Origin of the sequence: Mycolicibacterium helvum (genome assembly GCF_010731895.1) — a bacterium.
In the GTDB taxonomy this organism is placed as follows: domain Bacteria; phylum Actinomycetota; class Actinomycetes; order Mycobacteriales; family Mycobacteriaceae; genus Mycobacterium; species Mycobacterium helvum.
Genome location: NZ_AP022596.1, coordinates 1,109,179 through 1,133,601, shown reverse-complemented (window position 1 = coordinate 1,133,601; position 24,423 = coordinate 1,109,179). Strand labels below are relative to the sequence as shown.

Sequence of the window (24,423 nt, the reverse complement as noted above, 5' to 3'; positions counted from 1 at the left end):
ACTTCATGGCACAGAAACCTGTCGCAAACGCGCTGACCCTGGAGCTTGAGCCGATTGTGGCCAACAATCTGGCCCAGTATCTGGAGACCGCCGACGAGTGGTACGGCCACGACTACGTCCCGTTCGACCAGGGTGAGAACTTCGCGTTCCTGGGCGGCACGGACTGGGATCCCGCCCAGGTGACGCTGCCCGCCGACATCGTCGATGCCCTCGAGATCCTCCTGATCACCAAGGACAACCTCGCCGGGTATCACCGCGAGCTGGTCGAGCACTTCATCCTGCAGGACAAGTGGGGCCGCTGGTTGGGCCGCTGGACCGCCGAGGAGAACCTGCACGCCATCGCGCTGCGGAACTACCTGGTGGTGACCCGCAACTTCGACCCGACGGCCAACGAGGACGTCCGAGTCCAGCACGTTATGCGCGGCTATCGGGCCGACCAGTTCAGCCAGATCGAGACGCTGGTGTTCATGGCACTCTACGAGCGGGCGCACGCGGTGTTCACCCGCAACCTCGAAGCCAAGATCACCGAGCCGGTGCTCAAGGGCCTGGTCGGGCGGATCGCCGCCGACGAGGAGCGCCACGAAGCGTTCTTTGCCAATCTCGTCGCACACTGCCTGCAAACTCATCGCGACTCGGCGATCAACTCGATCAACCGCCGCGCAGTGGGATTCGGTGTGGTCGGCGGCGACATCATCGAGTACCAGGACAAGCTGCGCAACGTTGAGCAGGCCGGCATCTTCGGCTTCGACGCCTCGCGCCAAGTCGTCTCCGATCGCATCAAGGCATGGGGTCTTGGCGACGAGCCGGTGCTGAAGAAATTCGTTCGCTCATAGCGCGGCGGCGCGCCGGTCGGCGCGCGGGCTAAGACCGGAGTAGCGTCGGTTCCGATGGCTAGCGACATGCTCTGCTGTCCGGGCGGTACCTATCGTTTTGACTACGACAGGACCGGTCCCGGTCCTGGTGCCGCAGTGTCCGCCGAGGGGTTCGCGGGGACCGCGTGAACCTGAGGAGCGCCCAGTGACCGATTCGCAGTCTCCCGTTCGGACGTATGTGCTCGATACCTCAGTTCTGTTGTCCGACCCGTGGGCGTGCACCCGGTTCGCTGAACACGAAGTGGTGGTACCGCTCGTGGTCATCAGTGAATTGGAAGCCAAACGCCACCACCACGAGTTGGGTTGGTTCGCCCGACAGGCGCTGCGGTTGTTCGACGATCTTCGTCTGGAACACGGTCGTCTCGATGAGCCCATTCCCGTTGGGACGCAAGGCGGAACACTGCATGTCGAGCTGAACCACAGCGATCCGACGGTGCTGCCGTCCGGGTTCCGTAACGAGACGAACGACACCCGCATCCTTACCGTCGCCGCCAACCTCGCTGCCGAGGGCAAACGAGTCACGTTGGTCAGCAAGGATATTCCGCTGCGGGTGAAGGCCGGTGCGGTGGGCCTCTCGGCCGACGAATACCACGCCCAGGACGTGATCACCTCCGGCTGGACCGGGATGACCGAGCTTGACGTTGCCGGCGAGGATATCGACGCGATCTTCGCTGATGGTGAGATCGACCTCGAGGATGCGCGTAATCTCCCGTGTCACACCGGGGTTCGGCTGCTCGGTGCCAATTCGAGCGCACTGGGCCGAGTAAACGCGGACAAGAAGGTTCAGCTGGTGCGCGGGGATCGCGAAGTGTTCGGCCTCCGGGGAAGGTCCGCCGAACAACGCGTCGCACTCGATCTGCTGCAAGACGAATCAGTGGGCATCGTGTCGCTGGGTGGTAAAGCCGGCACCGGTAAGTCGGCGCTCGCGCTGTGCGCGGGCCTCGAGGCGGTGCTGGAGCGACGCACTCAGCGCAAGGTGGTGGTGTTCCGGCCGCTGTACGCCGTCGGCGGACAGGACCTGGGCTATCTGCCGGGCAGCGAGAGCGACAAGATGGGTCCGTGGGCGCAAGCCGTCTTCGACACCCTTGAGGGCTTGGCCTCACCGGCGGTCCTGGAGGAGGTGCTCTCCCGCGGGATGCTCGAGGTGCTGCCGCTGACCCACATCCGCGGCCGTTCGCTGCACGACTCGTTCGTGATCGTCGACGAGGCACAGTCGCTGGAGCGCAACGTGCTACTGACCGTGCTGTCGCGGCTGGGCAGCGGATCGCGGGTGGTGCTGACCCACGACGTTGCGCAGCGCGACAACTTGCGGGTCGGGCGCCACGATGGTGTGGCCGCGGTCATCGAGAAGCTCAAGGGCCACCCGCTGTTCGCGCACGTCACCTTGATGCGCAGCGAACGCTCGCCGATCGCCGCACTGGTCACCGAGATGCTCGAGGAGATCAGCCCCGGCGCACTGCCCTGATAACGGCGCGCGGACAGGGATCGGTCAGCCGGGGCCGGTAAACTCGGCCGAGTGCGGCGCCCACCCGACAGCTTGTCCTGGTCCTACTTGCGCACTGTGATCGGCGTGTGCGCGGGGGTGGCTGTCGTCGTCATCGGCGGTTTGACCGGCCACGTCAAGGTGGCCAAGGCCGATTCCGTTGACTGCTCGGTGGTCAAGTGCGTGGCGCTGACCTTCGATGATGGTCCTTCGCCGTACACCGACCGGCTGCTGGGCATTCTCAACGACGCCGGCGCCAAAGCCACGTTCTTCGAGATCGGTAACAAGGTGGCCGCCAACCCCGCCGGTGCCAAGCGCGTCGTCGACGCCGGTATGGAGCTGGGCAGCCACACTTGGGAACACCCGAACATGACGGCGATCCCGCTCGAGGATGTGCCGGCACAGTTCAGCAAGGCCAACGACGCGATCAAGGCCGCCACCGGGCAGAACCCGGTGCTGTGGCGCCCGGCCGGCGGTCTGACCAACGATGCCGTCAACAAGGTGGCCGCGCAGTACGGGCTGGCCGCGATCCTGTGGGACGTGATTCCGTTCGACTGGATGAACGACTCGAACACCGCTGCCACCCGCTACATGCTGATGACCCAGATCAAGCCCAACTCGGTGGTGCTCTTCCACGACACCTACTCGTCCACCGTCGACCTCGTCGAGCAGTTCATCCCGGTGCTCAAGGCCAACGGTTACCACCTGGTGACGGTCACGCAGATGCTCGGCCCGCGCGCGCCGGGCAGCGTCTATGGCAGCCGCGACAACGGCCCACCTGCCAACGCGTTGCAGGACATTCCCGTCGCCGACATCCCGACCCTGCCCGCGACGCCGTCGCCTAAGCCGATGCCGAACATTCCGATCACCGACATCCCCGGGGCCAATTCCGGCGGGTCCAATAACGGCGCTTAGTTGCATACCGCCACTTCGTTTGTCCTGACCCTGCTGGTTCTGGGCTATGCCGTGGTGTCGGGCTTGGTGAATCGCTGGTATGTCGCACCAGCGCTGATCTTTGTCGGGCTCGGAATGCTCTTCGGGCCCTTCGGTTTCAACCTGCTCGACGCTGGTGCGGGCACGAGCGGCTATACGGTTCTGGCGCAGCTGGCGCTGACCGTGATCCTGTTCAATCAGGCGGCCAAGCTGGACCCGGGCAAGGTGCTGCGGCGTGGGCATGTCACCTTCCGATTGCTGGTGATCGGAATACCGTTGACGATCGTCCTCGGAACCCTGACCGCTGCCGTGCTGCTGCCGGTGTTGCCATGGTGGGAGGCGGTCTGTTTGGCCGCGATCGTGGCACCCACCGAAGTCGCGCTCATCGATGCGTTGTTGGAGGATCACCGGATTCCCGATCGGGTGCGTAACGCCCTGTCAGTGGAAAGTGGCTTCTACGACGGCTTTGCGCTGGCGGTGCTGCTGGCCGCGCTGGCGCTGGCGTCGGCGCAGACCGATCAGCGTCCCCGCGACTGGACTTGGTTCGTCGTGCAGACCGAGTTGGTGTCACTGCTCATCGGCGCGGTGACCGGGTTACTCGGCGCGATCCTGATCGCCTGGTCGCGTCGGCGGGATTGGATGAGCGACACCTGGGCGCAGCTCGCGACGTTGGCCGTCGCGCTGATCTGCTTCGAGTTCGGCGAACGTGTGCACGCCAGCGGATTCGTCGCCGCGTTCACCGGTGGTCTGGCGTTCGCGGTGGTGGCGCGGCGCAGCAATACCCAACTGTCGACTCAGGTTTCGGATGCCACCGCGCAACTGCTGGAGTTGTTGGTGTTCGCCATGTTCGGCGCTTTCGCGGTGATCGACTCCTGGCAGCACACCAGCTGGCGAGTGGTGTTGTTCTGCGTCGTCGCGCTGTTCGGGGTGCGGATGGTTGCGGTGCTGGTGGCGTTGATCCGCACCGATCTGTCCGGCTACAGCCGGGTGTTCATCGGCTGGTTCGGGCCACGGGGGATCGGCACTGTGGTGCTCGGTCTGCTGGTGATCGGCCGCGGCGACATCGAGCATGCCGACCTGCTCACGCAGGCTGGGGTGATCGCGGTGACGCTGAGCCTCGTGCTGCACAGCGTCACCGCGCCACTGGGGATCCGCCGCTACGCGACGGCCACCCAGCGCTGAAAACTATTCGCCGTCTTTGACTTTCGCCATCGCCAGCACGTCGAGCCGCTTGTCGAGTTCGGCTTCGGAGAGTTTATCGCCGATGAGCCCGCGGTCGATGACCGTCTGCCGGATGGTCTTCTTCTCCTTGAGGGCCTGCTTGGCGACCTTCGCGGCTTCCTCGTAGCCGATCGCCGAGTTCAGTGGCGTCACGATCGACGGCGACGACTCGGCGAGCTCGCGCAGATGTGCCTCGTTGGCAATCAGACCGTCGATGCACTTGGCGGCGAACAACTTCGACACGTTGGACAGCAACGTGAACGACTCCAGCAGGTTGCGCGCCATCATCGGGATGTACACGTTCAGCTCGAACGCGCCCGACAACCCGCCGACGGTGATGGCCGCGTCGTTGCCGATGACCTGGGCGGCCACCTGGGTGACGGCCTCGGGGATGACGGGGTTGACCTTGCCCGGCATGATCGAGCTGCCCGGCTGCAGGTCGGGCAGTGCAAGCTCGCCAAGGCCGGTCAGCGGGCCCGAGCCCATCCAGCGGATGTCGTTGGCGATCTTGGTCAGCGATGCCGCGATGGTCTTCAGCGCTCCGGAAGCCTCGACCAGTCCGTCGCGGGCGGCCTGCGCCTCGAAAGAGTCCTTCGCCGTGCGCAATTCGGCCAGGCCAGTCTGCGCGACGAGCACGTCGACGACCTTGGCGCCGAAGCCGTCGGGAGCGTTCAGGCCGGTGCCGACCGCGGTGCCGCCGATCGCCAGCTCACCGAGGCGGGGCAGGGTGGCCTTCACTCGTTCGATGCCGGCCTCGACCTGGCGGGCGTAGCCGCCGAACTCCTGGCCGAGGGTCACTGGGACGGCATCCATCAGGTGGGTGCGGCCGCTCTTGACGACCGTGCGCCACTGCCGGGCCTTGCCGGCCAGCGACTCATGCAGCACCTCGAGCGCCGGAATCAGGTGGCGCACTGCGGCTTCCGTCGCCGCGATGTGAGTGGCGGTGGGAAAGGTGTCATTGGACGACTGCGACATGTTTACGTCGTCGTTGGGGTGCACCGTCACGCCGTTGGCTTCGCAGATCGAGGCGATCACCTCGTTGGCGTTCATGTTGGAGCTGGTGCCCGAACCGGTCTGGAACACATCGATGGGGAACTGATCGTCGTGCAGTCCGTCGGCGATCTCACCGGCGGCGGCAATGATGGCTTCGGCCTTCTCCGCCGACAACTTGCCGAGGTCCTTGTTCACCTGTGCGCAGGCCGCTTTCAGCAAGCCCAGCGCGCGGATCTGGGTGCGCTCGAGTCCCCGGAAGGAGATCGGGAAGTTCTCGACGGCACGCTGGGTCTGGGCTCGCCACAGGGCCTTGATCGGAACCCGGACTTCGCCCATCGTGTCGTGCTCGATGCGGTATTCGCCCTCGACCACATTGTCGGTGCTCATGTGCTCCCTTTTGTCGGTTACGGAAGTGGATATGCGGCGGTCTTGTCCCCGGTGAAATCCACCGCGGAGTATTCGTTGAGTTTCGAAAGCCGGTGGTAGGCATCGATCATCCGGACGGTGCCGGACTTGCTGCGCATGACGATCGACTGAGTGGTGCAGCCGCCACCGAAGTAGCGGACGCCCTTGAGTAGGTCGCCGTCGGTGACGCCGGTGGCGCAGAAGAAGACGTTCTCCCCGGCGACGAGGTCCCTGGTGGTCAGCACTCGGTCCAGGTCGTGGCCGCGGTCGATGGCCTTCTGGCGCTCGGCGTCGTCGGTCGGGGCGAGCTGTGCCTGGATCTCGCCGCCCATGCAGCGGATCGCGGCGGCGGTGATGATGCCTTCGGGGGTGCCACCGATCCCAGCCAGCAGGTCGGTGCCGGATTCGGGTCGGCAGGCTGAGATGGCGCCGGCGACGTCACCGTCGGAGATCAGCCGAATTCGGGCGCCGGCTTCCCGGACCTCGGCCATGAGCTTGGCGTGCCGCGGGCGGTCGAGGATGCAGACGGTGATGTCGGAGACCGACGCCTTGCGCACCTTGGCGATGCGCTGGATGTTGGCCGCGATCGGCGAGGTGATGTCGATGAAGTCGGCGATGTCGGGGCCGCCGGCGATCTTGTTCATGTAGAACACCGCCGACGGGTCGAACATCGCGCCGCGCTCGGCCACCGCGAGCACCGAGATGGCGTTGGGCATGCCCTTGCTCATCAGGGTGGTGCCATCCACCGGGTCGACGGCGAAGTCGCAGTCCGGCCCGTCGCCGTTGCCGACCTCTTCACCGTTGTAGAGCATCGGGGCGTTGTCCTTCTCGCCCTCGCCGATGACCACGACACCGCGCATCGACACCGAGTTGACGAGTTCACGCATGGCGTCGACGGCCGCGCCGTCGCCGCCCTCTTTGTCGCCCCGGCCGACCCAGCGGCCGGCGGCCATGGCGCCTGCCTCAGTGACCCGGACCAATTCGAGGGCGAGGTTGCGGTCGGGTGATTCACGACGGCGGGCTTCAGGCATGGGTGAGATTGTCCCAGAAGCCAGCGAGCCGTCTAGACCTGGGATACTGGCTGGCGTGACGCCACCCGATGTCGCCGGCCCGGCGGCTCCGACCCCGCCAGAGGCTGGGGTTCCCCCCAAGGAGCCTAAGCCCCGGTTGCTCCAGGACGGCCGCGACATGTTCTGGTCGCTGGCCCCGTTGATCCTGGCCTGCATCGTGTTGGCCGGGCTGGTGGGGATGTGTTCGGTGCGTCCCGGCGCCCCGCGTGACGGGGTGCCGCCACCGTATGACGCCGCCGCAGCCCTGAAGGCGGACGCCGAGGCGCTGGGCATCCCGATCCGGTTGCCGCAGCTTCCTACCGGCTGGGTCGCCAACTCCGGTAGCCGCGGCGGGATCGACGGCGGCCGCACCGATGCGAACGGGCAGCGGCTGCGCGCCGTCACTTCGACCGTCGGCTATCTGGCCGCCTCCAAGATGTATGTGAGCCTCACCCAGAGCAACGCCGACGAGCAGGCGCTGGTCGGCTCGATCCATCGGTCGATGTATCCCAGCGGCGCCCAGGATGTCGACGGGGTGAAGTGGATCGTCTATGAGGGTGGAGAGGACACCGAGCCGGTGTGGACCACCCGTCTGGAGAGCTCGGCCGGACCTGCTCAGGTCGCGATTACCGGGGCTGGGAGCAGCGCCGACTTCCGTACGCTTGCCGTTGGCACGCAGACTCAGAAGCCTCTGCCGCCTGGCTGAATAGGAGACGTCAATGCCCGGAGCTGAGTCCAATGTCCCCGGCCAGGCGGCTCCGGCCGCCGACCTCACCGGATGGATCGCGGAGCCGTTCAGTGCGGCCGGTTTCACCCATGACGTCTACCGCAAGGGCGAGGGGCCCGGCGTGGTGTTGATCCCAGAGATGCCAGGCGTGCATCCTGGCGTGCTGGCACTGGGAAATTACTTGGTGGACAACGGTTTTACCGTTGCGATCCCGTCGCTGTACGGCACGCCGGGTGCGCCCGCGATGAGCCCTGCTGCGATGGTGTCGCTGGCGCGCGGATGTGTGGCAAAGGAGTTTGCGGCCTTCGCGACCAATAAGGAACGGCCGGTGTCGCACTACCTGCGGGCGCTGGCGCGTGACCTGAAAGCGAAGACCGGCAGCAAGGGTGTCGGGGTGATCGGGCAATGCTTCTCGGGTGGTTTCGCGCTGGCGGCCGCCGTCGACGACAGCGTGCTCGCACCGGTGCTCAGCCAGCCGTCGGTGCCGATCGCGCTGACCGCCAAGCAGAAGCGCGACCCCGGGCTGTCCGAGGGGGAGTTGAAGGTCATCGAGAAGCGGGCGGCCGAGGACGGGCTGTGCGCGCTGGCTCTGCGGTTCAGCGGCGATCCCATGTCACCGGCGGAGCGGTTCAAAACGCTCAAGGATCGGCTCGGGGACGCGTTCGAGGTCATCGAGATCGACTCGTCGAAGGGGAACCGGGACGGGTTCGGCCGGATGGCGCATTCGGTGCTGACGCTCGAGGTGCGTGAGGTCGAGAACCAGCCGGCCTACGAGGCGCGCAAGCGCGTGGTGGAGTTCCTCAAGGAACGGCTGACCTAGCAGGCTAGTTCGCGCGGCTTCCGTTGCTGGTATCCAACGCGGATTGTCACTTGCCGGGCGTAGTATCGAACGTATGTTCGGAAGTGGTCAGTACCACGACTATTTTGAGCCGTCGGATACGGCCGAATCGCGTGCATTGCTGACCAGCATCTGTGCCTCCGCTCGGGGTGAGAACCAGGAGGCAGCCCGGCGATTGGCCTCGATCGCGGAGCTCTTCGAACTGCGTCGTCGCGAGCGCGGCGAGCGTGAGGACTGGGCGGTGGACACCTGGGCCGCGGTGGGCGCCGAACTGGCTGCCAGGCTACGGATCAGCCTCGGTAAGGCCGGCAGTTGTATGACCTATGGGCTGGCGATGCGACAGCTCCCTGAAGTCGCGGCAATCTTTCTTGCTGGTGACATCGACATGCAGATGTACAAAACGATCGTGTTTCGCACGGGCCTCATCACCGATGGCGAGGTGCTGGCCGAGGTCGACCGCCGGCTGGCCGAGCGGGTTGGGCGCTGGCCGTCGATGACTGATGGGAAGTTGGCTTCCGAAATCGATCGCATCGTGATCGCACACGACCCGGACGCGGTGCGGCGCCGCCGCAAGCGCGCCGAGGACCGCGAAGTGATCGTCGGGGACGACATGGATGGCTGTACCGAAATCATGGCGCGGCTGTTGTCCACCGATGCCCAGGCGTTCAACCAGCGGCTGGATGCTCTGGCCAAATCGGTGTGCGCCGCTGACCCGCGGACCTCCGCGCAGCGCCGTGCCGACGCTTGTGGCGCCCTGGCGGTGCGCGCCGAGCGGTTGGCGTGCCAATGCGGCGATCCGGGCTGCCCGGCAGCTGAAGAGCCTGCGTCCGGGCCGGTGGTCATCCACGTCGTCGCCGAGGAAGCCGCCCTGCAAGGGCGGTCCGACAAGTCGGGCTACGTACTTGGGGCCAACACCTTGATCCCCGGCGAGTTGCTGCTCGAGCTTGCCAAGCAAGCCAAGCTGAGTCCACTGATCCACCCCGTCGACCTGCCGCCGGAATCCGGCTACCGCCCGTCGCGTGCGTTGGCAGGTTTCGTGCGCTCGCGTGATCTCACCTGCCGCGCCCCGGGCTGCGACAAGCCGGCCACCCAGTGCGATCTGGACCATACGGTCCCGTACCCGAATGGCCCGACGCACGCCGGCAACCTCAAATGCCTATGCCGGCACTGTCACATCCTCAAGACGTTCTGGGGTTGGCGCGACAGACAATTGGCCGACGGCACCGTTATCTGGACGCTGCCCGGTGGGCAAACTTATGTCACCACCCCGGGCAGTGCCCTGTTGTTCCCCAGTCTGATGGCTCCCACACCTGCTCCGAGCGGCCAGCCGGGCACCGAGACCGAAGGCGATCGCACCGTCCTGATGCCTCGGCGCAACACCACCAGGGCGCAGAACCGTGCCAGGTACATCGCTGCTGAGCGCTGCCGCAATCGTGCTCAGCGGAGGGCTCGGCACGGCGCACAATTCGGCCCCGCGTTGCCGGCGAACGACCCCGACCCGCCGCCCTTTTAAGCTCCCTGGCAAAGGGCTGTGATTTCGGGCGGGCCCCTATAACATTTCCCGCGTGACCACAACCCCTGCCGAGCCGGCGACCCCGGCGCGCTCCAAGCCGGCGCCCAAGCGCACGGCCGCCATCGTCACCGTGCTCGTTGTGCTGCTCGCCTACTTCGTCACCTTGTTCGGCTACTGGTGGCTGTCCGGTTCGGCCAAGGAACTCGAGGCATCGGGCGAAGGCAACGGATCAGAGACGACGGTCCTGATCACGCTGCAGGCACTGCGTACTGTCGACTACAAGGTCGACGCCAAAGTGCTTGTCATCCCGGCGGACTCCCTGGTCGACGACAAGTTGGACACTCTCAAGGAAGACATCGCGGTGCGGTTGCACCCGTGGAACTCCTTGGGAGACTTGAAGTTTCCGGCAGGTGCGGCACCGGCCGAGGTGACGACGACCATTGACGTCGACGGTGATGTGAACACCTGGCCGTTCGATCGCTACGAGACCCAAGGCATCAGCGCCGACCTGCTGGTCGGGGAGGGCGAGGATCGCAAGATCATCCCGGCCAAGGTCCAGATCGCCGGCGCTCTGCAGGGCTGGGACCTGTCCAGCGAGCAAGTGGCGCCGTCGCCGAACGCCAAGGGTGATGGTGACGCCACGCAGGTCACATTCAGCCGCGCGCTCGGTCCGCTGGCATTCGACCTCGGCATTGTCGTCGTCCTGCTCACGCTGCCGACCATCGCCATCTTCACCTCGGTATTGGTGATCACCAGGCGCAAGCAATTCCAGATGCCGTTCGCAACGTGGTACGCCGCAATGCTGTTCGCCATTGTGCCGCTGCGCAATATCCTGCCCGGCGCACCGCCGCCGGGCGCATGGATCGACGTGAGCCTGGTGCTGTGGGTGATCGTCGCCCTGGTCGCCGCGATGGTGATGGTCGTGATCTCCTGGTACAAACAGGTCGACTAGCCACCTTGACCTCCTGCTCGGTCCGGGATGAGATCCGCTGCCCGCCGGGAAGCTTGAGGAGTACCGGGTCAGACGACGACCCACCGCCCTTGTGAGCACGTTCGCGTAGCATCACAGCGATCTGTGCGGCTGGGGTCGCCCTCGGACGGTGGAGGAGAACAGGTGCTCGTCGGATTCGTGTGCGCGGTGCGATGACCCGGCCGACGGCAAGCCCGGGTGATCCCCCCTCTGATTCCGTGCGGGGTTCGGTGCTCATCTGCGTCACCGCGATCATCGCCGGGGTGGTGATCGGCTTCGTCGGCGGTGCCTTCCGCTGGTGTCTGAACCAAGCCGACCGCCTGCGCATCGATCTCGTCGAATGGGCTCACACCTTGCCCGGACCGGGCTGGCTCGTCCCGATGGCCGCCGCCGCAGTCGGCGCCACGCTTGCTGCCGTGATCGTGCGGTGGGAGCCACTTGCGGCTGGAAGCGGTATCCAGGACGTCGAGGCTGTCTTTCTCGGCACGGCCAGGCCACCGCTGCTGCGGCTGCTTCCGGCGAAGTTCGTCGGCGGTGTGCTGAGCATCGGCTCGGGACTCGTGTTGGGCCGCGAAGGTCCGACGGTGCACATGGGTGCGGCGATCGGCGCCGAAGCAGCGCGGTGGGCTCGGCTGCCCGACTCCGACGCCAGGATGATGCAGACGGCATTGGGTGGTGCCGGCCTGGCGGTCGCATTCAACGCACCGATCGGTGGCACCCTGTTCACCCTCGAAGAGGTCACGAAGGCGTTCCGCTTCACCACCGTGCTGGCGACGCTGTGCGCGGCGACGGCGGCGGTGTCGTGCTCTCGGCTCGTGCTGGGGAACCACCCTGATTTTCACGTCCAGCCGATCGGGGCCCCGGCGCTGGCTTGGCTTCCGCTCTTCGTCGTGTTCGGATTGCTTACGGGTGTTCTGGGCGCGGCCTACAACAGGTTGGTGTTGTGGTTCCTCGACAGCGTCGCGGCGCTGCGCCGAATCCCCATCGTCGTCAGGGCGACCATCATCGGTGCGATCATCGGTCTGGCGATGTTCGTCTACCCGCTGGCGGTGGGTGGCGGCGACACCTTGACGCAGTCGATCCTCGCCGGGCGTCACATCGTCTTGACCGTCGTCATCGGATATCTCGTTGTGCGGTTCGTCGCGGGCCCGTTGTCGTACGCGGCCGCGGTGCCGGGCGGGCTCTTCGCGCCTTTGCTAGCCGTGGGCGCGCTGTGGGCGATGCTGTTCGTCGGGGGAGTTAACGCCGGGTGGCCGGCGGCCGCAGCGTCATTGGCGGTTCCGATGGTGCTGGCTGGAATGGCTGCGTTTTTCGCTGCCACCGTGCGCGCCCCCGTGACCGGGTTGGTTCTTGTCGTGGAGATGACGGCCACGACCGAGGCCCTCGTCCCGATGATGGCCGCGACAGCGGCTGCGGTGTTGGCGGCCAAAGTCGTGGGGTCGCCGCCGATTTATGACAGCCTGCGGGCGCGGATGCCCGCTCCCGATCAGGAATCGCCGAAGAAGAGTTGATGGACGAACGGGGTGGAGTCGGCCAGTGACGCCAACACGGTGCCACTGTGGTCCTCTTCGGGGTAGATCTTGAGAATCACGTCCTGGTTGTTGGAGCGCAACTGATCGAACAGCAGCATCGAGGAAGACGCGGGCACGTCGGTGTCGAGCAGCCCCGCCCCGAGGAAGATGGGCCGGTCATACCCGGTCACCGGGGTCCCCATGTAGGCGTCCAGTGCCGCGTCGATGCCGGGCAGCGTGGCAAGCGGTGCGCGGAAGAATCCGGTCGGTGTCATGCCTCGTAAGGCCTTGTCCAGCTCGGGTTTGCACAGCGTTTCGGCCTCGTCCACGGCCTCGCGCCCGGCTGGTGAGAGCACCGAGTCGATGTCGAGCCCGGGGTTGGCCTCCCTGATCCCGGCCAGGATGTAGGCGGTGTAGCTGTTGGCGGCGGGCCCCAGTTCAGCAGGAAGGTCGAGGTCGGGTCCGCCGAGCTTGACGACCGCCTCGATGTTGGCCGGGGTGCCGGTGGCAACCACACCGCGGTAGTCCAGGCCCGAGCCGGCGCTGAATTCGGTTGCCCAGCGCGCACTGTTGACTGCGGCCCCGCCACCCTGGGACTGCCCGATGATGACCCATTCCGGGGACAACGGAAGATCCATGTGATGCATCGCGATCACCGAGTCGACGACGGCATGCGCGGTGGTGACGCTGTTGAGGTAGCTCATCAAGCCCGGTGTTCCCAGGCCGGCGTAATCGGTGCCCACGACGGCATAGCCTTGGTCGAGCCAGTGGGAGAGGTATTCGTTGTCGCGTGGGCTGCGTGGCAAGGCCGACGGTGTGCAGTCGTCACCCAAGCCCACAGTCCCGTGGGCCCATGCGACCACAGGCCAACCACCCTGCGGTGCAGGATTTTTCGGCGTGAAGACCACGGCAGTGCTGACCGCGGGCGCGCCGTGCTGGTTGGTGGTGGCGTAGAGGATGCGATAGGCGGCACCCGCTCCGGCGACCGACAGTGCCGGGTCCAGAGGCACGGCCTGGATCAAGCCGCCCGGCGCCGGGATCGGGCCGTCGTGGTGGCGTGCGTCGAGGCCCGACCAGTCCGGTGTCGCCGCGGAGGCGGGTACGGCACCCATGGCTATGACGGCGGCGATCAATACGGTTAGCAGAATGCCAAGGCGGGCAACGATCTTCATCGAGCCGATCGTTGCACAACGCGCCGGATGGATCAAAGCAGCATCCCGCCGCGGAGGTTTCAGCGCGCGCCGGCGGCGATGTACTGGCGATACCTGTTGCGCGCTACCAGCGTTAGTCGCAGCTTGTCGAACAGGGGATCGAGGAACTGGGTGCGGTACCTCTTGTCGTTGACCGACAGCGCACTGATGTACATGAACGTCAGTGCACCCAAGAACATGGTGACGTGCAGCAACGCCGGAGGGATCGGTATCGTGATGCCCAACCAGGCCGATGTTTCCGGTCCGTGATGAGTCCAGTCCGCCATCAGGTCTGGGGTCAGCGCCAGGAGGCCCATGATCAAGAAGATCATCATGGTCACCAGTGCGACCGAGGCGATCTGTGCCACCGCGGACGCGACCACCACAAAGATGACGTTGATTCGTTCGAGTGTGCGCAGCGGAAAGCCGCTCGGCGGATCCGGCATCGTCTCGAACGGCGTTCCCACGAGCTGCTGCTGGTCGCCCTCGCGCAGAGTCGTCGAGCCCAGCAGTGGCTGAATGCGCTCGACGATGCCGGTGTAGAGGAAGATGACCGCGATCGACGTCATGAACAGGGCGACCGCGAGCAGCCGTTCGCGGGTGATCGTCGCCGCCATCGACCACACCGGTCCGTTGAAGAACACCAACACGGTGAGCAGCACCACCGGCAGGGCTCGCGCGAACAACCCGCCCACCGACGCCAAGTGTTCGCCGGTCAGCCGCCCTGCCCAGCCCAGAACCGCGCCGATCCCCAGGCCGTTGAGCCCCAATAGCGTGATGACGGCGAAGATCGTGGACCCCACGTCGGCCAGCGGATGTGATGTCGGACCGTTGAAGACATCGCATACCAGCGCAACGACGATCGCCGCCACTGCGGCGGCTGCACGTCGGCGGTCCTCGGTGATCCGCCCGACCGTCTTTCCGACCAGCAGGGCCACCGGAATCACCCCGGCCACGATCGCGATCAGTACCCACTGGGCGGCCGACGGGTTGTCGTCGTCGGTCTGCTGGTAGGTGGTGGCCCCGGCGAGTTTGACCAGGACAGTGGACACCATGACCGTCGCGAACGCCGACAGGGCGGGTGCCGATCGCGGCCACAGACGTCGCCACCGCGCCCGGTTGGTCAACACCGACGAGAGCCCGCGAGTCAGGAACCAGCGCTCGGCGGCGATGCGCTCAGGCGGCTGTGACGTTGCCACAATCGACCACGTGTTCACCCTCGTCGACCACCCGCAGAATGGTACTGGGGTCGGTGAGAAGACGTTGTCCTAGCCGTCGTCAGCCGGGTTGGCGTCGGTGCCGGCCGCGGTCTTCTCGGCCCCGGCTTTGACTCGTCGCCCGAATCGGCGGCCGCGCTTCTCGGTTGGTTCGTGCACGGTCATCTCCACGCCCTTGTATACGGCGAGGTACACCGAGATCGTCGTGACGATGATGATCATCAGCACCGGGCCCAGCACGATGCCCCAAAACCCGAACATCGCGATGCCGGAGAAGACGGCCAGCAGCATGAGGGCGGGGTCCAACCGCGCTTCACGGGGCACCAGGATGGGCCGCAGGAAGTTGTCGATGTTGGTGACGCCGATGAGGTGGAACAGCACCACGAACAGACCGCCGCCGATGTTGCCGAAGAACATCATCCCGATGCCGAACGGGATGGTGACGATGCCGCTGCCCAGCGGGATGACCGACAGCGCGGTCAGGAATATCGCGAAGATGAAGAAGCCGTTGTGGAAGCCGCCGATGTAGATGGACGCCGCGCCCAGCACACCTTGGACCAGCGCGATGATGAACTGGCCCTTGACAGTTCCCTTCACCATCGCGCCCATCTTGGCCAGATAGAGGTCGGTGACTTCCTCGCCCAACGGGTTGAGCCGGCGGATCAGAAGTAGCAGCTGGTCGGAGTTGGTCAGCAGCGAGACCAGGACGTACAAGAAGATGATCGACGACGTGATCACGCCGATCGCCCCGCCCGCGGCGCCCTGCAATGCGTGCAGTAGCCACCGTCCGACGGCTTGCGAGACGCTGACCATGTTGTCCCGCACCGACTCGGTGGTGACCGAGAAGTGCCCGAAGGGCAGTTTGGCCAGCGCCCGGTTGACGTACGTCAGCGCGTGATCACCGACTGTGGACATGTCGGCGTTCTGCACCCAGTCCGCTACGTGCACCAGCATGTGCGAAATCTGCAGTACCGCAAGCGTTAACAGCGCGCCGACCGGGATGATGACGGTCGCCAGCGCGACCAGCACCGTACACGTCGCCGACAGCCCCGACCCGAATCGGCGCCGGCACCGGTCGTACACCGGGGTGAACAGATAGGCGACGATGGCAGCGATCACCACCAGGATGAAGTAGTGCCGCAGGAAGTAGGCACCCAACACCAGAGCGAGCAGGGTGATGACCGCCAGCGCGCGCTTCTGGGTGAGGGTGAACTCGGTTTTCACCGAACTACTGATTCATCAGTCGGGTCAGGTGCTCCGCAATGTTGGGGTAGCGCTTCAGGTGTGCGCCACCGTTGAGGTCGAGGATCTCGCCGGTGAGCCACGACGATTGGGATGAACACAGGAAGGCCACCGCGTCGGCGATGTCCTGCGGGGTTCCCGCCCGGCCCAGCGCGGTGTTCTCGACGTACTCGTCGACGACACCGGGGACCACGGCCGCGCCCTCGGTCAGCGGGGTGTGGACGAAGCCGGGTGCGACGGCGTTGACCCGGATGCCACGCGGGCCCAACTCAAGGGCCGCCACCTGTGTGAGCATCGACAGGCCGGCCTTGGCCGCGCAGTATGCGCTCATCCCGATCGCCGGCTGGCGGCCGTTCAGCGATGTCAGCGACACCAGGGCGCCGCCCTCGCCGAGATGGCGCCCGGCATGTTTGATCACCAGGAACGCACCGTTGAGGCACACGTCCACCACCGAGCGGAACTGCTCGGCGTCCAGCTCGGTGACGAGCCCGAACCCACTGAACCCGGCGCAGTTCACCACCACGTGCAGCCCACCCTCTCGAGCGACCACATCGTCGAAAAGCCGTGCCACTGCGGCTTCGTCAGTGACCTCGACGGCTGCCCAGGTGTGCGGCGCACCCAGCGTGGTGGCTCGTTCCTGCGCCAGCTCGGTGTTGCGGTCGGCGATCGTCACCCGCGCGCCTTGGGCTGCCAGGGTCTGCGCCGTCGCCCAGCCGATCCCGGAGGCACCCCCGATAATCACCGCTACCTGTTCGGTCATGACACCTTCCCGTCGTTCTCCGGGGCACCCCACTTGTTCCTGACCGCCTCCCACGGGTTGCCATACCCGGGTGGTTTGCCGAAGTACGGCGACTGGCGCTTGAGGTACTCCCGGGCCAGCGGTGCGATCACCCGGAACGCGTAGCGCTTCCAGCCCACCTTGTTCGCGGTCTCGGCCAGCATCTCCGGCCACGAGTAGTGCTGGTGTTTGAGCACCTGCTGGGCCGTCGCCGAGTCCATCCAGTCGGTGGCGAACCAGCCGCCGTCGTCGTTCGGGTTGCCCTTACGTCCTGGTGGTAGCGCCCCGACCAGTCCCATCGCCGCGGTGGTGGATTGCCCGATGTCACCTTGGCGCAGCCGATGACTGTCGTCACCGCCGATCAGCAGTGTCTGACCCACGACGTCGGCGGTGGTGGCCGCGGCGAACGCGAACGCCACGTCGCGGACATCGACGGTCTGCAGCCGACCGTCGGTGGGCAGGACACCTTCGAAGAAGATCAGATTGGGATCCATGCCGAGGTTGGGTTCGGTGGTGAGTACCCCACCCAGCCGCAGGATCACCCAGTCCAGGTGTGAGGCCCGCACGATCGCCTCGGCCTCGACCTTGTGCTTGCCGTAGTTGTCGTACGGATTGACCGGTGTTTGTGCGGTGAGCACATCGGTGATGCGGTGTGGGTTGCGAGGCCCGTACACGGCGATGCTCGATGCCTGCGCTAGTCGCGGTGGTTTAGCTTGGGCCTCAGCGGCTTTCACCAAATTCGCGGTCGCCCCGACGTTGACCTTGTAGGCCAGCGCAGGCTTGGCGTAACACAGCGGGGGGATCACCGCAGCCAGGTGGATCACCGCCGTGGGCGAGACCTCAGCCACCAGTGACTCGACCTGCACCGGGTCGGTGAGATCGGCCCAGCGCACATTCACACCGGAGGGCAGCTCGGCGGCGGCCTTCTGGGTCGCCGGGGTGTCGAGGTCGGTGGCCACCACATGACGGCCTGCGGCCGCCAACTGCTTGACCGTCGCGCTTCCCACCAACCCGAATGCGCCGGTTACCAGTACAGCGTCGGACATCGAGCTCCCTTCAGCGGATAGAACGCGTCCTAGTGAAGCACGGGCGGGGTACCGGTTCTATCGCTTCGCGCAGCGGAAGCCGATGTGGCTCATGCCGGTGTCGATCATCTGCGGCCGGCGCGCGGCGGGGCGATAGCGCATGCAATAGCTGTCCGCGCACAGGAACGAGCCGCCCTTGATGACCTTGCGAGGGACCTTGAATTGCGGTTGCGCCGGGTCGTAACTGCCTGCTTCGCAGCATGGGTCACCGTCGCGGGTGCCGGTGTACCAGTCGGATGTCCATTCCCACACGTTGCCGGCCATGTCGAACAGTCCGTAGCCGTTGGGCGGGAAGGTGCCGACCTCGGTGGTGCGTCCGTAGCCGGGCTCGGGGCGCCAGGGGAATTCGCCGTGCCAATAGTTCGCTAGACGCTGGCCCGGACCTTCGGGTCGCTCGCCCCAGGTGTAATCGGTCTGGTCGAGGCCGCCACGTGCCGCGGTCTCCCATTCGGCTTCGCTGGGCAGGGACAGCCCCACCCAGGCCGCGTACGCCTCGGCGTCCTCGTAGGCGACGTGGACAACGGGATGCGCGGCCCGCTTGGCGATCGACGAGTTCGGCCCAAGCGGGTGGTGCCACGAGGCGCCGGGAGTCCAGATCCACCACTGGCTGAGGTGGCGCAGGTCGACGGGTCCGCTGGTGCGACGGAACACCATTGAGCCCGGCTGCAGGTTGGCGGCGGGTGCGCCGGGATAGTCGTCTGGGTTCACCGGTCGTTCGGCAACGGTGAGATAGCCGGTGGCCGAGACGAATTCGGCGAAGTCCGAGTTGGTGACCGGACGGGCCCCAATCCAAAATTCGTCGACGGTCACGGACCGGGCCGGGGCTTCCTCGGGGGAGTGCCGGTCAGATCCCAGTACGGCCGTCTGCCCGGGAATCCGAACCAGCTCTGGGTCAGCCACTGAAGACGGTTCGCCAGTCGTCGCGCATGCTGGCCCGCGTCCAGCCGAACTTCTCGGCGTGGTCCAGCGCTTTCTCTGCGCCTGCGGTGTAAGCGAATTCGCGGTCGGCGTCGTCGTGGGAGACCAACATCGCCAGCGACGGGCCGGGTCCGGCCGCGGTGTACTGCAGCATCTCGATGTCGCCGTTGGAGTTTCCGACCGCGAGGATCGGCCGCCGGCCAACCCGCCCCCAGATCCGGACCGGTTTGACCGGCCCATCGTTGAGGAATTCCGGTTGCGCGGTAGTCAGCAGCTCACCGTTGGCGAAGATCAGCCCGACCGAACTGCCGATCACGCGCTCCGGTGGGATGCCGTACATCGTCGTCGTGACGGGTCGCATGAAGTCGCGACCACCGCCGGACACGATGTAGTTGGTGAAGCCAAATGACTCGAGGTAGCGCAATAACTCGACCATCGGTGCGTACCCGCACGCGGTGTACGCCCGACCCAAGCTCGGATGCGTGGCGTCGGCAAAGAACGCGTGCACCCGGGCGGCATGCTCCTCGGTGGTGATCGTGGCGTTGGCCGAAAGAACAGCCCCGGCAAGCAGTTTCAGGTCGGAATCGTCACCGTTGTAGTGTTTGGTGACGGCGTCCCCGAACCAGGCCAGATCACCGGCGGCCGCGGCGGTATAGGGCTGGTTGACGCCCAGGCTGGGATCGGCCACCACCTGTTCGGCGATCCGGCGCACCAGGAAGTCGAGCTGGATGTAGGCCGGCTTCTCACACCACAGGGTGCCGTCGTTGTCGAACACGGCGATGCGTTCTTCTGGCTCCACCGCGTCGACCGCGGCTGCCACGAACTCGACGATCGCGGACTTGGTGGGCCCGTCGTGCCAGGAGTCCAGCATCTAGTCGCTCGCCAGGAAGGCTTCGAGCTTCTGCACGATCTGGTTGATGGAGAAGCTCGCCGGTTCGTGTCGGGGCGGAAATTCCTTGAATGTATCCAGGAACGCCGATGCCATCGCCGTCGCGTAGATGACGAAGAAGTCGCGCCGCAGGAACCACTCGTAGTAGGTGTTCGACGTGATGTCGGCGTACTCGAACGGATCGGTGCGCAGGTTGAACAACTTCGGCACCCGCAGCTCGGTGAACGGCTCGGACCAGGTTTGTAGCGTGCCCCGGCAGCGCTGTTCGGCGAAGACGATCTTCCAGTTCTCGAAGCGCATCGCCACCAGTTGGGCATCGTCGTTGAAATAGAAGAACCCCCGTCTGGGGCTGTTCTCGACTTCGCCCATCAGGTACGGCAGCAGGTTGAACCCGTCGATGTGCACTTTGTATTCGATGTCCCCGATCCGGTAGCCCTTCTTGAGGTTCTCCACGACATCGGGGTCACCGGCCGCGGCGACCAAAGTCGGCAGCCAGTCGTGATGCTGGATGATCTCGTTGGAAACGCTGCCGGCCTTGATCTTTCCGGGCCAGCGGATCATCTCAGGCACCCGGTAGGCGCCCTCCCAGTTGGTGTTCTTCTCGCTGCGGAACGGTGTGGTGCCGGCATCGGGCCAGCTGTTGCGATGCGGCCCGTTATCGGTCGAGTAGATGACGATGGTGTCCTCGGCGATGCCGAGTTCGTCTAGGGCGTCGAGCACTGTGCCGACATTCTTGTCGTGGTCGATCATCGCGTCGTGGTACTCGGACTGCCACCTGCCGGCCTGGCCCTTGCTGCCGGGTTTGAGATGTGTGTAGAGGTGCATATGGGTGAAGTTGCACCAGACAAAGAACGGGGTTCCTGCCGCGTGTTGGCGGCGGATGTAATCGACCGTGCGATCGGCGATGTCGTCGTCGATCGTCTCCATCCGTTTGGCGGTCAGCGGCCCGGTGTCGACGATGGTCTGCTTGCCGATCGGCCCGAACTTCGGGTCATCGGGTTCTGCTGACACCTCATCGGTGGCCTGGCAGTCAAGCACACCGCGGGGCAGCGCCAGTTCATACAGCCGAGGGAACTGGTCCTTGTGCGGGTAGTCGAAGTTCTCCGGTTCTTCTTCGGCGTTGAGGTGGTACAGGTTGCCGTAGAACTCGTCGAACCCGTGCACGGTCGGCAGATACTTGTTCAGATCACCGAAATGGTTCTTGCCGAACTGACCGGTGGCGTACCCCAGCGGTTTGAGCAACTCGGGGATCGTCGGGTCTTCGGCGGCCCAGCCGATGTCGACGCCGGGCACACCGACCTTGCTCATCCCGGTGCGGTACACGCTCTGGCCGCTGATGAACGCCGCGCGGCCGGCCGTGCAGCTCTGCTCGCCGTAGGAGTCGGTGAAGCGCATGCCCTCAGCGGCGATGCGGTCGATGTTGGGCGTGCGGTAGCCCATCATCCCGTCGCTGTAGCAGCTGAGGTTGGAGATGCCGATGTCGTCGCCCCAGATGACCACGATATTGGGCTTTCCTGCAGACATCTTCCGACGCTAGGCCAACTGAGCAGAGGGCATGGCGCTTCTTGCCAACAATTCGCGAACCGGGCTACTCAGGACGAACACTTCTCGTATGTGGTGATCAGCTGCCGTTCCTGCGGAATCGGCAGATACACCAGGGGGTCGTGCCTCGTGCATCCCCCGACGGTGATCACCACTGGGCCGCGGGCGAATCCGCGTCCGCCGATGTGCCCGGATAACTGGTCGCTGGCGCTGTAGAGGACTGGGGCCGGCAGTCCGGCAACGATCGGGAGGTGGGCCTGGGCCAGCTGCGACGCCACGGCAATGTCGTGCGAAGCGGTGGTCTTCTCCGAGAACCACACCGGCGGCGTCACTGGATCGTTGATCCGCAGCCGGTCGATGTGGGGGATCGACTGATCGACATTGAGCTGGTCGAACACCTCCAGCTCGGCTGCGGTGGGGAATCGTCGTGACGTCGCGATCTCTGCGGGATGCTCCTTGCCGGCGTCGATGGTCCAGTCGAGCAGTGCCAGGCGCGGGAACCGCTCGGCGAGGGTGCGCGCGGCGGCGCTGACGGACAAGTAGCCGGCGGTGTCGGCGAGTTCGAGGGTCGCGAGATTGGAATGGCCCGCCTCCTGAGCGGTCAGCTGTCCGCCGGGGTGAACGACAGTGGCTCGCATTGTGACTGTGGCGCTGGGGAATTCGCTCCGCAGCGCCACCCAGTCGCGGGCCTGTGCGACGATCTCGTCGCGGTTGGCGATCGGCAGTCTGCCGCTGTCGACTGCGAAAAGATTCCAGCCACGTCGCAGGTCCAGCTCGACCCGGTACCCGGTGTACTTGCCGCCGCCGATATCGCGCAGATACCGCGTGGTGATGTCGGCGGCCTGGTCGCCGGTGACCCCGTCGGAGACGTCGACGTAGAGGCGGAAGTAGACCATGCCCTGGGCTTGGCTGTGTGCAGTATCGGTGGTGACTGTGAGCGCGCCCGGTAACCCGCGGATCTGTCCGGCGAGCGACTGGGCCTCGGCGGTGCGGTCCGGCACACTGGCTGAGCAGCCCACCAGTACTGCCAGTGCGGTCAACACCGCGAGTAGTGCGGCTATCCGACAGTTGAACACGGCCGCCGAGTCTACGGACGCGCGCCAGCGGCGAGGATCGACCCGATGGTTACTCTCGAAACGTGCCGCCTAAATATCAAGTGCTCGTCGCGGCCTTCCTGGCGGTGGGGCTGACCGCTCTGCAACAGCCGTCGGCGCATGCGACGAGCGGTCATGAGCCGCTGACCGCGGCAGGTTTGGTGGCGGCGCTCGTGGCTCAGGGTGTCGCGGAGCCCAACCCAATCGACACCACCGCTCAGGAGTGTCCTACCGCCGGATGTCAGCAGGCACTCGTCACCGACACCATGCGCGTCAAATCGTTCGCGACTGTGCCTCGCGCCAAGTGGTATGCGATGTCTCGTCGGCAGCCGAGGTTCGCCAACATCGTCGTCGAATTTGCGCCTCCGCTGACGCCCGCGCAGTGCGATGGCTATCTCGCGACGATCGCACGGCTGCTGCCGTGAGCCATCCGACACGGTTCGGCGGGGCCGTCCTCCTCCTGCTGGCCGCGGCTCTTTCTGGGTGTGGTGCCCGCGACTCCCATGGCCCGGCTCCGAGTACGCCAGGCGGCGGCGCGGTGATGCTCAACGACGTCTCCGTTGCGGCCGTCCTGGGTGCCATCACCAAGGCCAATCTTCCGGCGTCGAATCCGCGAGACACGACGGCCTCGACCTGTCCGGAGGCGGGCTGCCTGCAGGCGACCGACACCGACACGGTGTCGATCCTGAAATTTCCTAGCACCGGCCGCGCGGAGCTCTACGCCGCGGCGGTGCCCAACATGCTGCAGGTTGAGGACATCGTCGTCGTCTTCGCTCCGACACTGACCAGCGAACAGAAGGCCGCCTACGGTCAGGTCATCAAAAACGCGACGTTCTAGCCCTTCATCTCCGCGTAGAGCTCGGTGTAGTAGGGCAGGCATTCTTTGAGAGCTTGTTCGGTGGTGTACAGCGGCGCATACCCGAGGTCGCGGCGGGCCTTGTCGATGGAGAAGTAGTTGTCGATCGACACCCGTTCCACTGCAAGCGGTTCCAGCGGCGGCTGGGGGAGTCCGAACTTGAAGTGCAGCCACTGCCAGCCGGTCAGCACGGCGTGGACCAGGCCGCCGGGGATCCAGAACGTCGGCCACTTCTCGCCGCAGGCCTCGACGACCGGCCGGGAGAAGTCGAACATGTTGATCGGTTCGCCATCGTTGATGAAGTACGCCTGGCCGGGTGCGCTGCCATCAGGCACCAAATGCTCTGCGGCGAGGATGAATCCGTGCACCAGATTGTGCACGTAAGAGTTGTCCAGCTTGGCGTCCTTGTTGCCGACCAGAACCTTGACGTGGCCGGCGATCACCCGCTCGAACAGCTTGCGGAACATGGTCTGATCGCCGCGGCCCCAGATGCCGCTGGGGCGGATCGAACAGGTCAGCAGGCCGTCCGCGCCGTTCTGGCTGAGCACGAACTTCTCGGCCGTCACCTTGGTCTCGGTGTAGAGATCGTTGAATCGTGCGGTGTACGGCAGGGTTTCGTCGCCGTTGACGATGCGCTGGCCACCCATGACCACGCTGTTGGATGCGGTGTAGACGAAGCGCTTGACCCCGGCGGTCTGTCCGGCGTGGACCAGGTTCTTGGTGCCACCGACATTGACGTCAAAGCTGCGCTTGCGGTACTCGTCGGTGACCGACGCCCCGCCCATCAGGTCGATGATCGCGGCGGTGTGGAAGACCGTGTCGATGCCCTCGACCGCGGCGGCCACAGTGGCGGTGTCGCAGATGTCGCCTTGGATCACCTCGAGCCGCTCGTGTGGCGGCAGCGGCGATGCTGCGCGATCGAAAGCCCGGACGAAGTGACCGCGCTCGAGCAGCTCGGTCACCAGGTTGGCGCCGACGAACCCGGCGCCGCCGGTCACCAGGACACGGCCGAGGTCAGTGGTCAGCGTGGCATCACCCATGGCGGGCAGGATAACTGAAACACGTTCCAGTTTTCCAATATTGCAGGTAATCGGCCC

At 65.7% G+C, this 24,423-nt stretch carries 23 protein-coding genes; 11 read left to right on the top strand and 12 right to left on the bottom strand.

Going from position 1 to position 24,423, the window contains the following annotated elements; genetic code table 11:
• The first annotated feature begins 5 nt into the window (after positions 1-5).
• The 4 genes from G6N38_RS05075 to G6N38_RS05060 all read left to right on the top strand — a co-directional run bounded on the left by G6N38_RS05075 (position 6) and on the right by G6N38_RS05060 (position 4,470).
• The gene (locus G6N38_RS05075) at positions 6-833 is read left to right on the top strand and encodes an acyl-ACP desaturase (protein WP_163746536.1); all 828 of its coding nucleotides are present in this window, start codon (positions 6-8) and stop codon (positions 831-833) included.
• 217 nt (positions 834-1,050) lie between these two features.
• Positions 1,051-2,337, top strand: a complete 1,287-nt coding sequence (locus G6N38_RS05070) for an RNA 5'-3' helicase PhoH2 (protein WP_407662974.1) — start codon at positions 1,051-1,053, stop codon at positions 2,335-2,337.
• A 51-nt stretch (positions 2,338-2,388) separates the two neighbouring features.
• Positions 2,389-3,270: a polysaccharide deacetylase family protein gene (locus G6N38_RS05065; RefSeq protein ID WP_163746534.1), complete on the top strand. Its 882-nt coding sequence runs from the start codon at positions 2,389-2,391 to the stop codon at positions 3,268-3,270.
• A complete protein-coding gene (locus G6N38_RS05060) occupies positions 3,271-4,470 on the top strand; it encodes a cation:proton antiporter (protein ID WP_163746533.1) in 1,200 nt (399 codons plus the stop codon). It abuts the gene before it with no gap.
• Positions 4,471-4,473: 3 nt separating this feature from the next.
• Here G6N38_RS05060 and G6N38_RS05055 read toward each other — a convergent pair whose 3' ends face one another.
• Together G6N38_RS05055 and glpX are read right to left on the bottom strand one after the other, a co-directional pair.
• A complete protein-coding gene (locus G6N38_RS05055) occupies positions 4,474-5,889 on the bottom strand; it encodes a class II fumarate hydratase (RefSeq protein WP_163746532.1) in 1,416 nt (471 codons plus the stop codon).
• 17 nt (positions 5,890-5,906) lie between these two features.
• Positions 5,907-6,938 (bottom strand): class II fructose-bisphosphatase, encoded by a 1,032-nt coding sequence (gene glpX / locus G6N38_RS05050; protein WP_163746531.1) that lies wholly within the window; start codon positions 6,936-6,938, stop codon positions 5,907-5,909.
• Between the two features lie 55 nt (positions 6,939-6,993).
• Between glpX and G6N38_RS05045 the strand changes: the two genes are divergently transcribed.
• The 5 genes from G6N38_RS05045 to G6N38_RS05025 all read left to right on the top strand — a co-directional run bounded on the left by G6N38_RS05045 (position 6,994) and on the right by G6N38_RS05025 (position 12,515).
• On the top strand, positions 6,994-7,662 hold the full coding sequence (locus G6N38_RS05045) for a DUF4245 domain-containing protein (RefSeq protein WP_246227710.1): 669 nt from the start codon (positions 6,994-6,996) through the stop codon (positions 7,660-7,662).
• A gap of 13 nt (positions 7,663-7,675) precedes the next feature.
• Positions 7,676-8,503: a dienelactone hydrolase family protein gene (locus G6N38_RS05040; RefSeq protein WP_163746529.1), complete on the top strand. Its 828-nt coding sequence runs from the start codon at positions 7,676-7,678 to the stop codon at positions 8,501-8,503.
• Positions 8,504-8,576: 73 nt separating this feature from the next.
• Complete coding sequence (locus tag G6N38_RS05035; protein WP_163746528.1) at positions 8,577-10,034, top strand: HNH endonuclease signature motif containing protein; 1,458 nt, start codon at positions 8,577-8,579, stop codon at positions 10,032-10,034.
• Between the two features lie 52 nt (positions 10,035-10,086).
• Positions 10,087-10,986, top strand: a complete 900-nt coding sequence (locus G6N38_RS05030; RefSeq protein WP_163746527.1) for a DUF4436 domain-containing protein — start codon at positions 10,087-10,089, stop codon at positions 10,984-10,986.
• Between the two features lie 191 nt (positions 10,987-11,177).
• Positions 11,178-12,515 (top strand): H(+)/Cl(-) exchange transporter ClcA, encoded by a 1,338-nt coding sequence (locus tag G6N38_RS05025; RefSeq protein ID WP_163746526.1) that lies wholly within the window; start codon positions 11,178-11,180, stop codon positions 12,513-12,515.
• Here G6N38_RS05025 and G6N38_RS05020 read toward each other — a convergent pair.
• The 9 genes from G6N38_RS05020 to G6N38_RS04980 form a co-directional block, all read right to left on the bottom strand.
• Positions 12,491-13,627, bottom strand: a complete 1,137-nt coding sequence (locus G6N38_RS05020; RefSeq protein ID WP_163751815.1) for an alpha/beta hydrolase family protein — start codon at positions 13,625-13,627, stop codon at positions 12,491-12,493. The genes G6N38_RS05025 and G6N38_RS05020 overlap by 25 nt on opposite strands.
• Before the next feature lie 119 nt (positions 13,628-13,746).
• Positions 13,747-14,904 (bottom strand): hypothetical protein, encoded by a 1,158-nt coding sequence (locus tag G6N38_RS05015; RefSeq protein WP_246227707.1) that lies wholly within the window; start codon positions 14,902-14,904, stop codon positions 13,747-13,749.
• Positions 14,905-14,973: 69 nt separating this feature from the next.
• The gene (locus tag G6N38_RS05010) at positions 14,974-16,146 is read right to left on the bottom strand and encodes an AI-2E family transporter (protein WP_163746525.1); all 1,173 of its coding nucleotides are present in this window, start codon (positions 16,144-16,146) and stop codon (positions 14,974-14,976) included.
• Positions 16,147-16,150: 4 nt separating this feature from the next.
• Positions 16,151-16,924, bottom strand: coding sequence for an SDR family NAD(P)-dependent oxidoreductase (locus tag G6N38_RS05005; protein WP_163746524.1), 774 nt, complete (start codon positions 16,922-16,924; stop codon positions 16,151-16,153).
• A complete protein-coding gene (locus G6N38_RS05000; RefSeq protein WP_163746523.1) occupies positions 16,921-17,988 on the bottom strand; it encodes an NAD-dependent epimerase/dehydratase family protein in 1,068 nt (355 codons plus the stop codon). Before G6N38_RS05000 ends, G6N38_RS05005 begins: the two co-directional genes overlap by 4 nt.
• Positions 17,989-18,045: 57 nt before the next feature.
• Entirely contained in the window at positions 18,046-18,927 is an 882-nt protein-coding gene (locus tag G6N38_RS04995; RefSeq protein WP_163746522.1) for a formylglycine-generating enzyme family protein, read from the bottom strand.
• Complete coding sequence (locus tag G6N38_RS04990; RefSeq protein ID WP_163746521.1) at positions 18,920-19,816, bottom strand: HAD family hydrolase; 897 nt, start codon at positions 19,814-19,816, stop codon at positions 18,920-18,922. The genes G6N38_RS04995 and G6N38_RS04990 overlap by 8 nt, the downstream gene beginning before the upstream one ends.
• A complete protein-coding gene (locus G6N38_RS04985) occupies positions 19,817-21,358 on the bottom strand; it encodes an arylsulfatase (RefSeq protein ID WP_163746520.1) in 1,542 nt (513 codons plus the stop codon).
• A 68-nt stretch (positions 21,359-21,426) separates the two neighbouring features.
• Entirely contained in the window at positions 21,427-22,452 is a 1,026-nt protein-coding gene (locus tag G6N38_RS04980; protein ID WP_163746519.1) for a hypothetical protein, read from the bottom strand.
• Between the two features lie 62 nt (positions 22,453-22,514).
• Between G6N38_RS04980 and G6N38_RS04975 the strand changes: the two genes are divergently transcribed.
• Both G6N38_RS04975 and G6N38_RS04970 read left to right on the top strand, forming a co-directional pair.
• The gene (locus tag G6N38_RS04975) at positions 22,515-22,895 is read left to right on the top strand and encodes a hypothetical protein (RefSeq protein ID WP_163746518.1); all 381 of its coding nucleotides are present in this window, start codon (positions 22,515-22,517) and stop codon (positions 22,893-22,895) included.
• Positions 22,892-23,308 (top strand): hypothetical protein, encoded by a 417-nt coding sequence (locus G6N38_RS04970; RefSeq protein ID WP_163746517.1) that lies wholly within the window; start codon positions 22,892-22,894, stop codon positions 23,306-23,308. Before G6N38_RS04975 ends, G6N38_RS04970 begins: the two co-directional genes overlap by 4 nt.
• Here the strand turns inward: G6N38_RS04970 and G6N38_RS04965 are convergent.
• The gene (locus G6N38_RS04965) at positions 23,305-24,378 is read right to left on the bottom strand and encodes a 3-beta-hydroxysteroid dehydrogenase (protein ID WP_163751813.1); all 1,074 of its coding nucleotides are present in this window, start codon (positions 24,376-24,378) and stop codon (positions 23,305-23,307) included. The genes G6N38_RS04970 and G6N38_RS04965 overlap by 4 nt on opposite strands.
• Positions 24,379-24,423 lie beyond the last annotated feature (45 nt).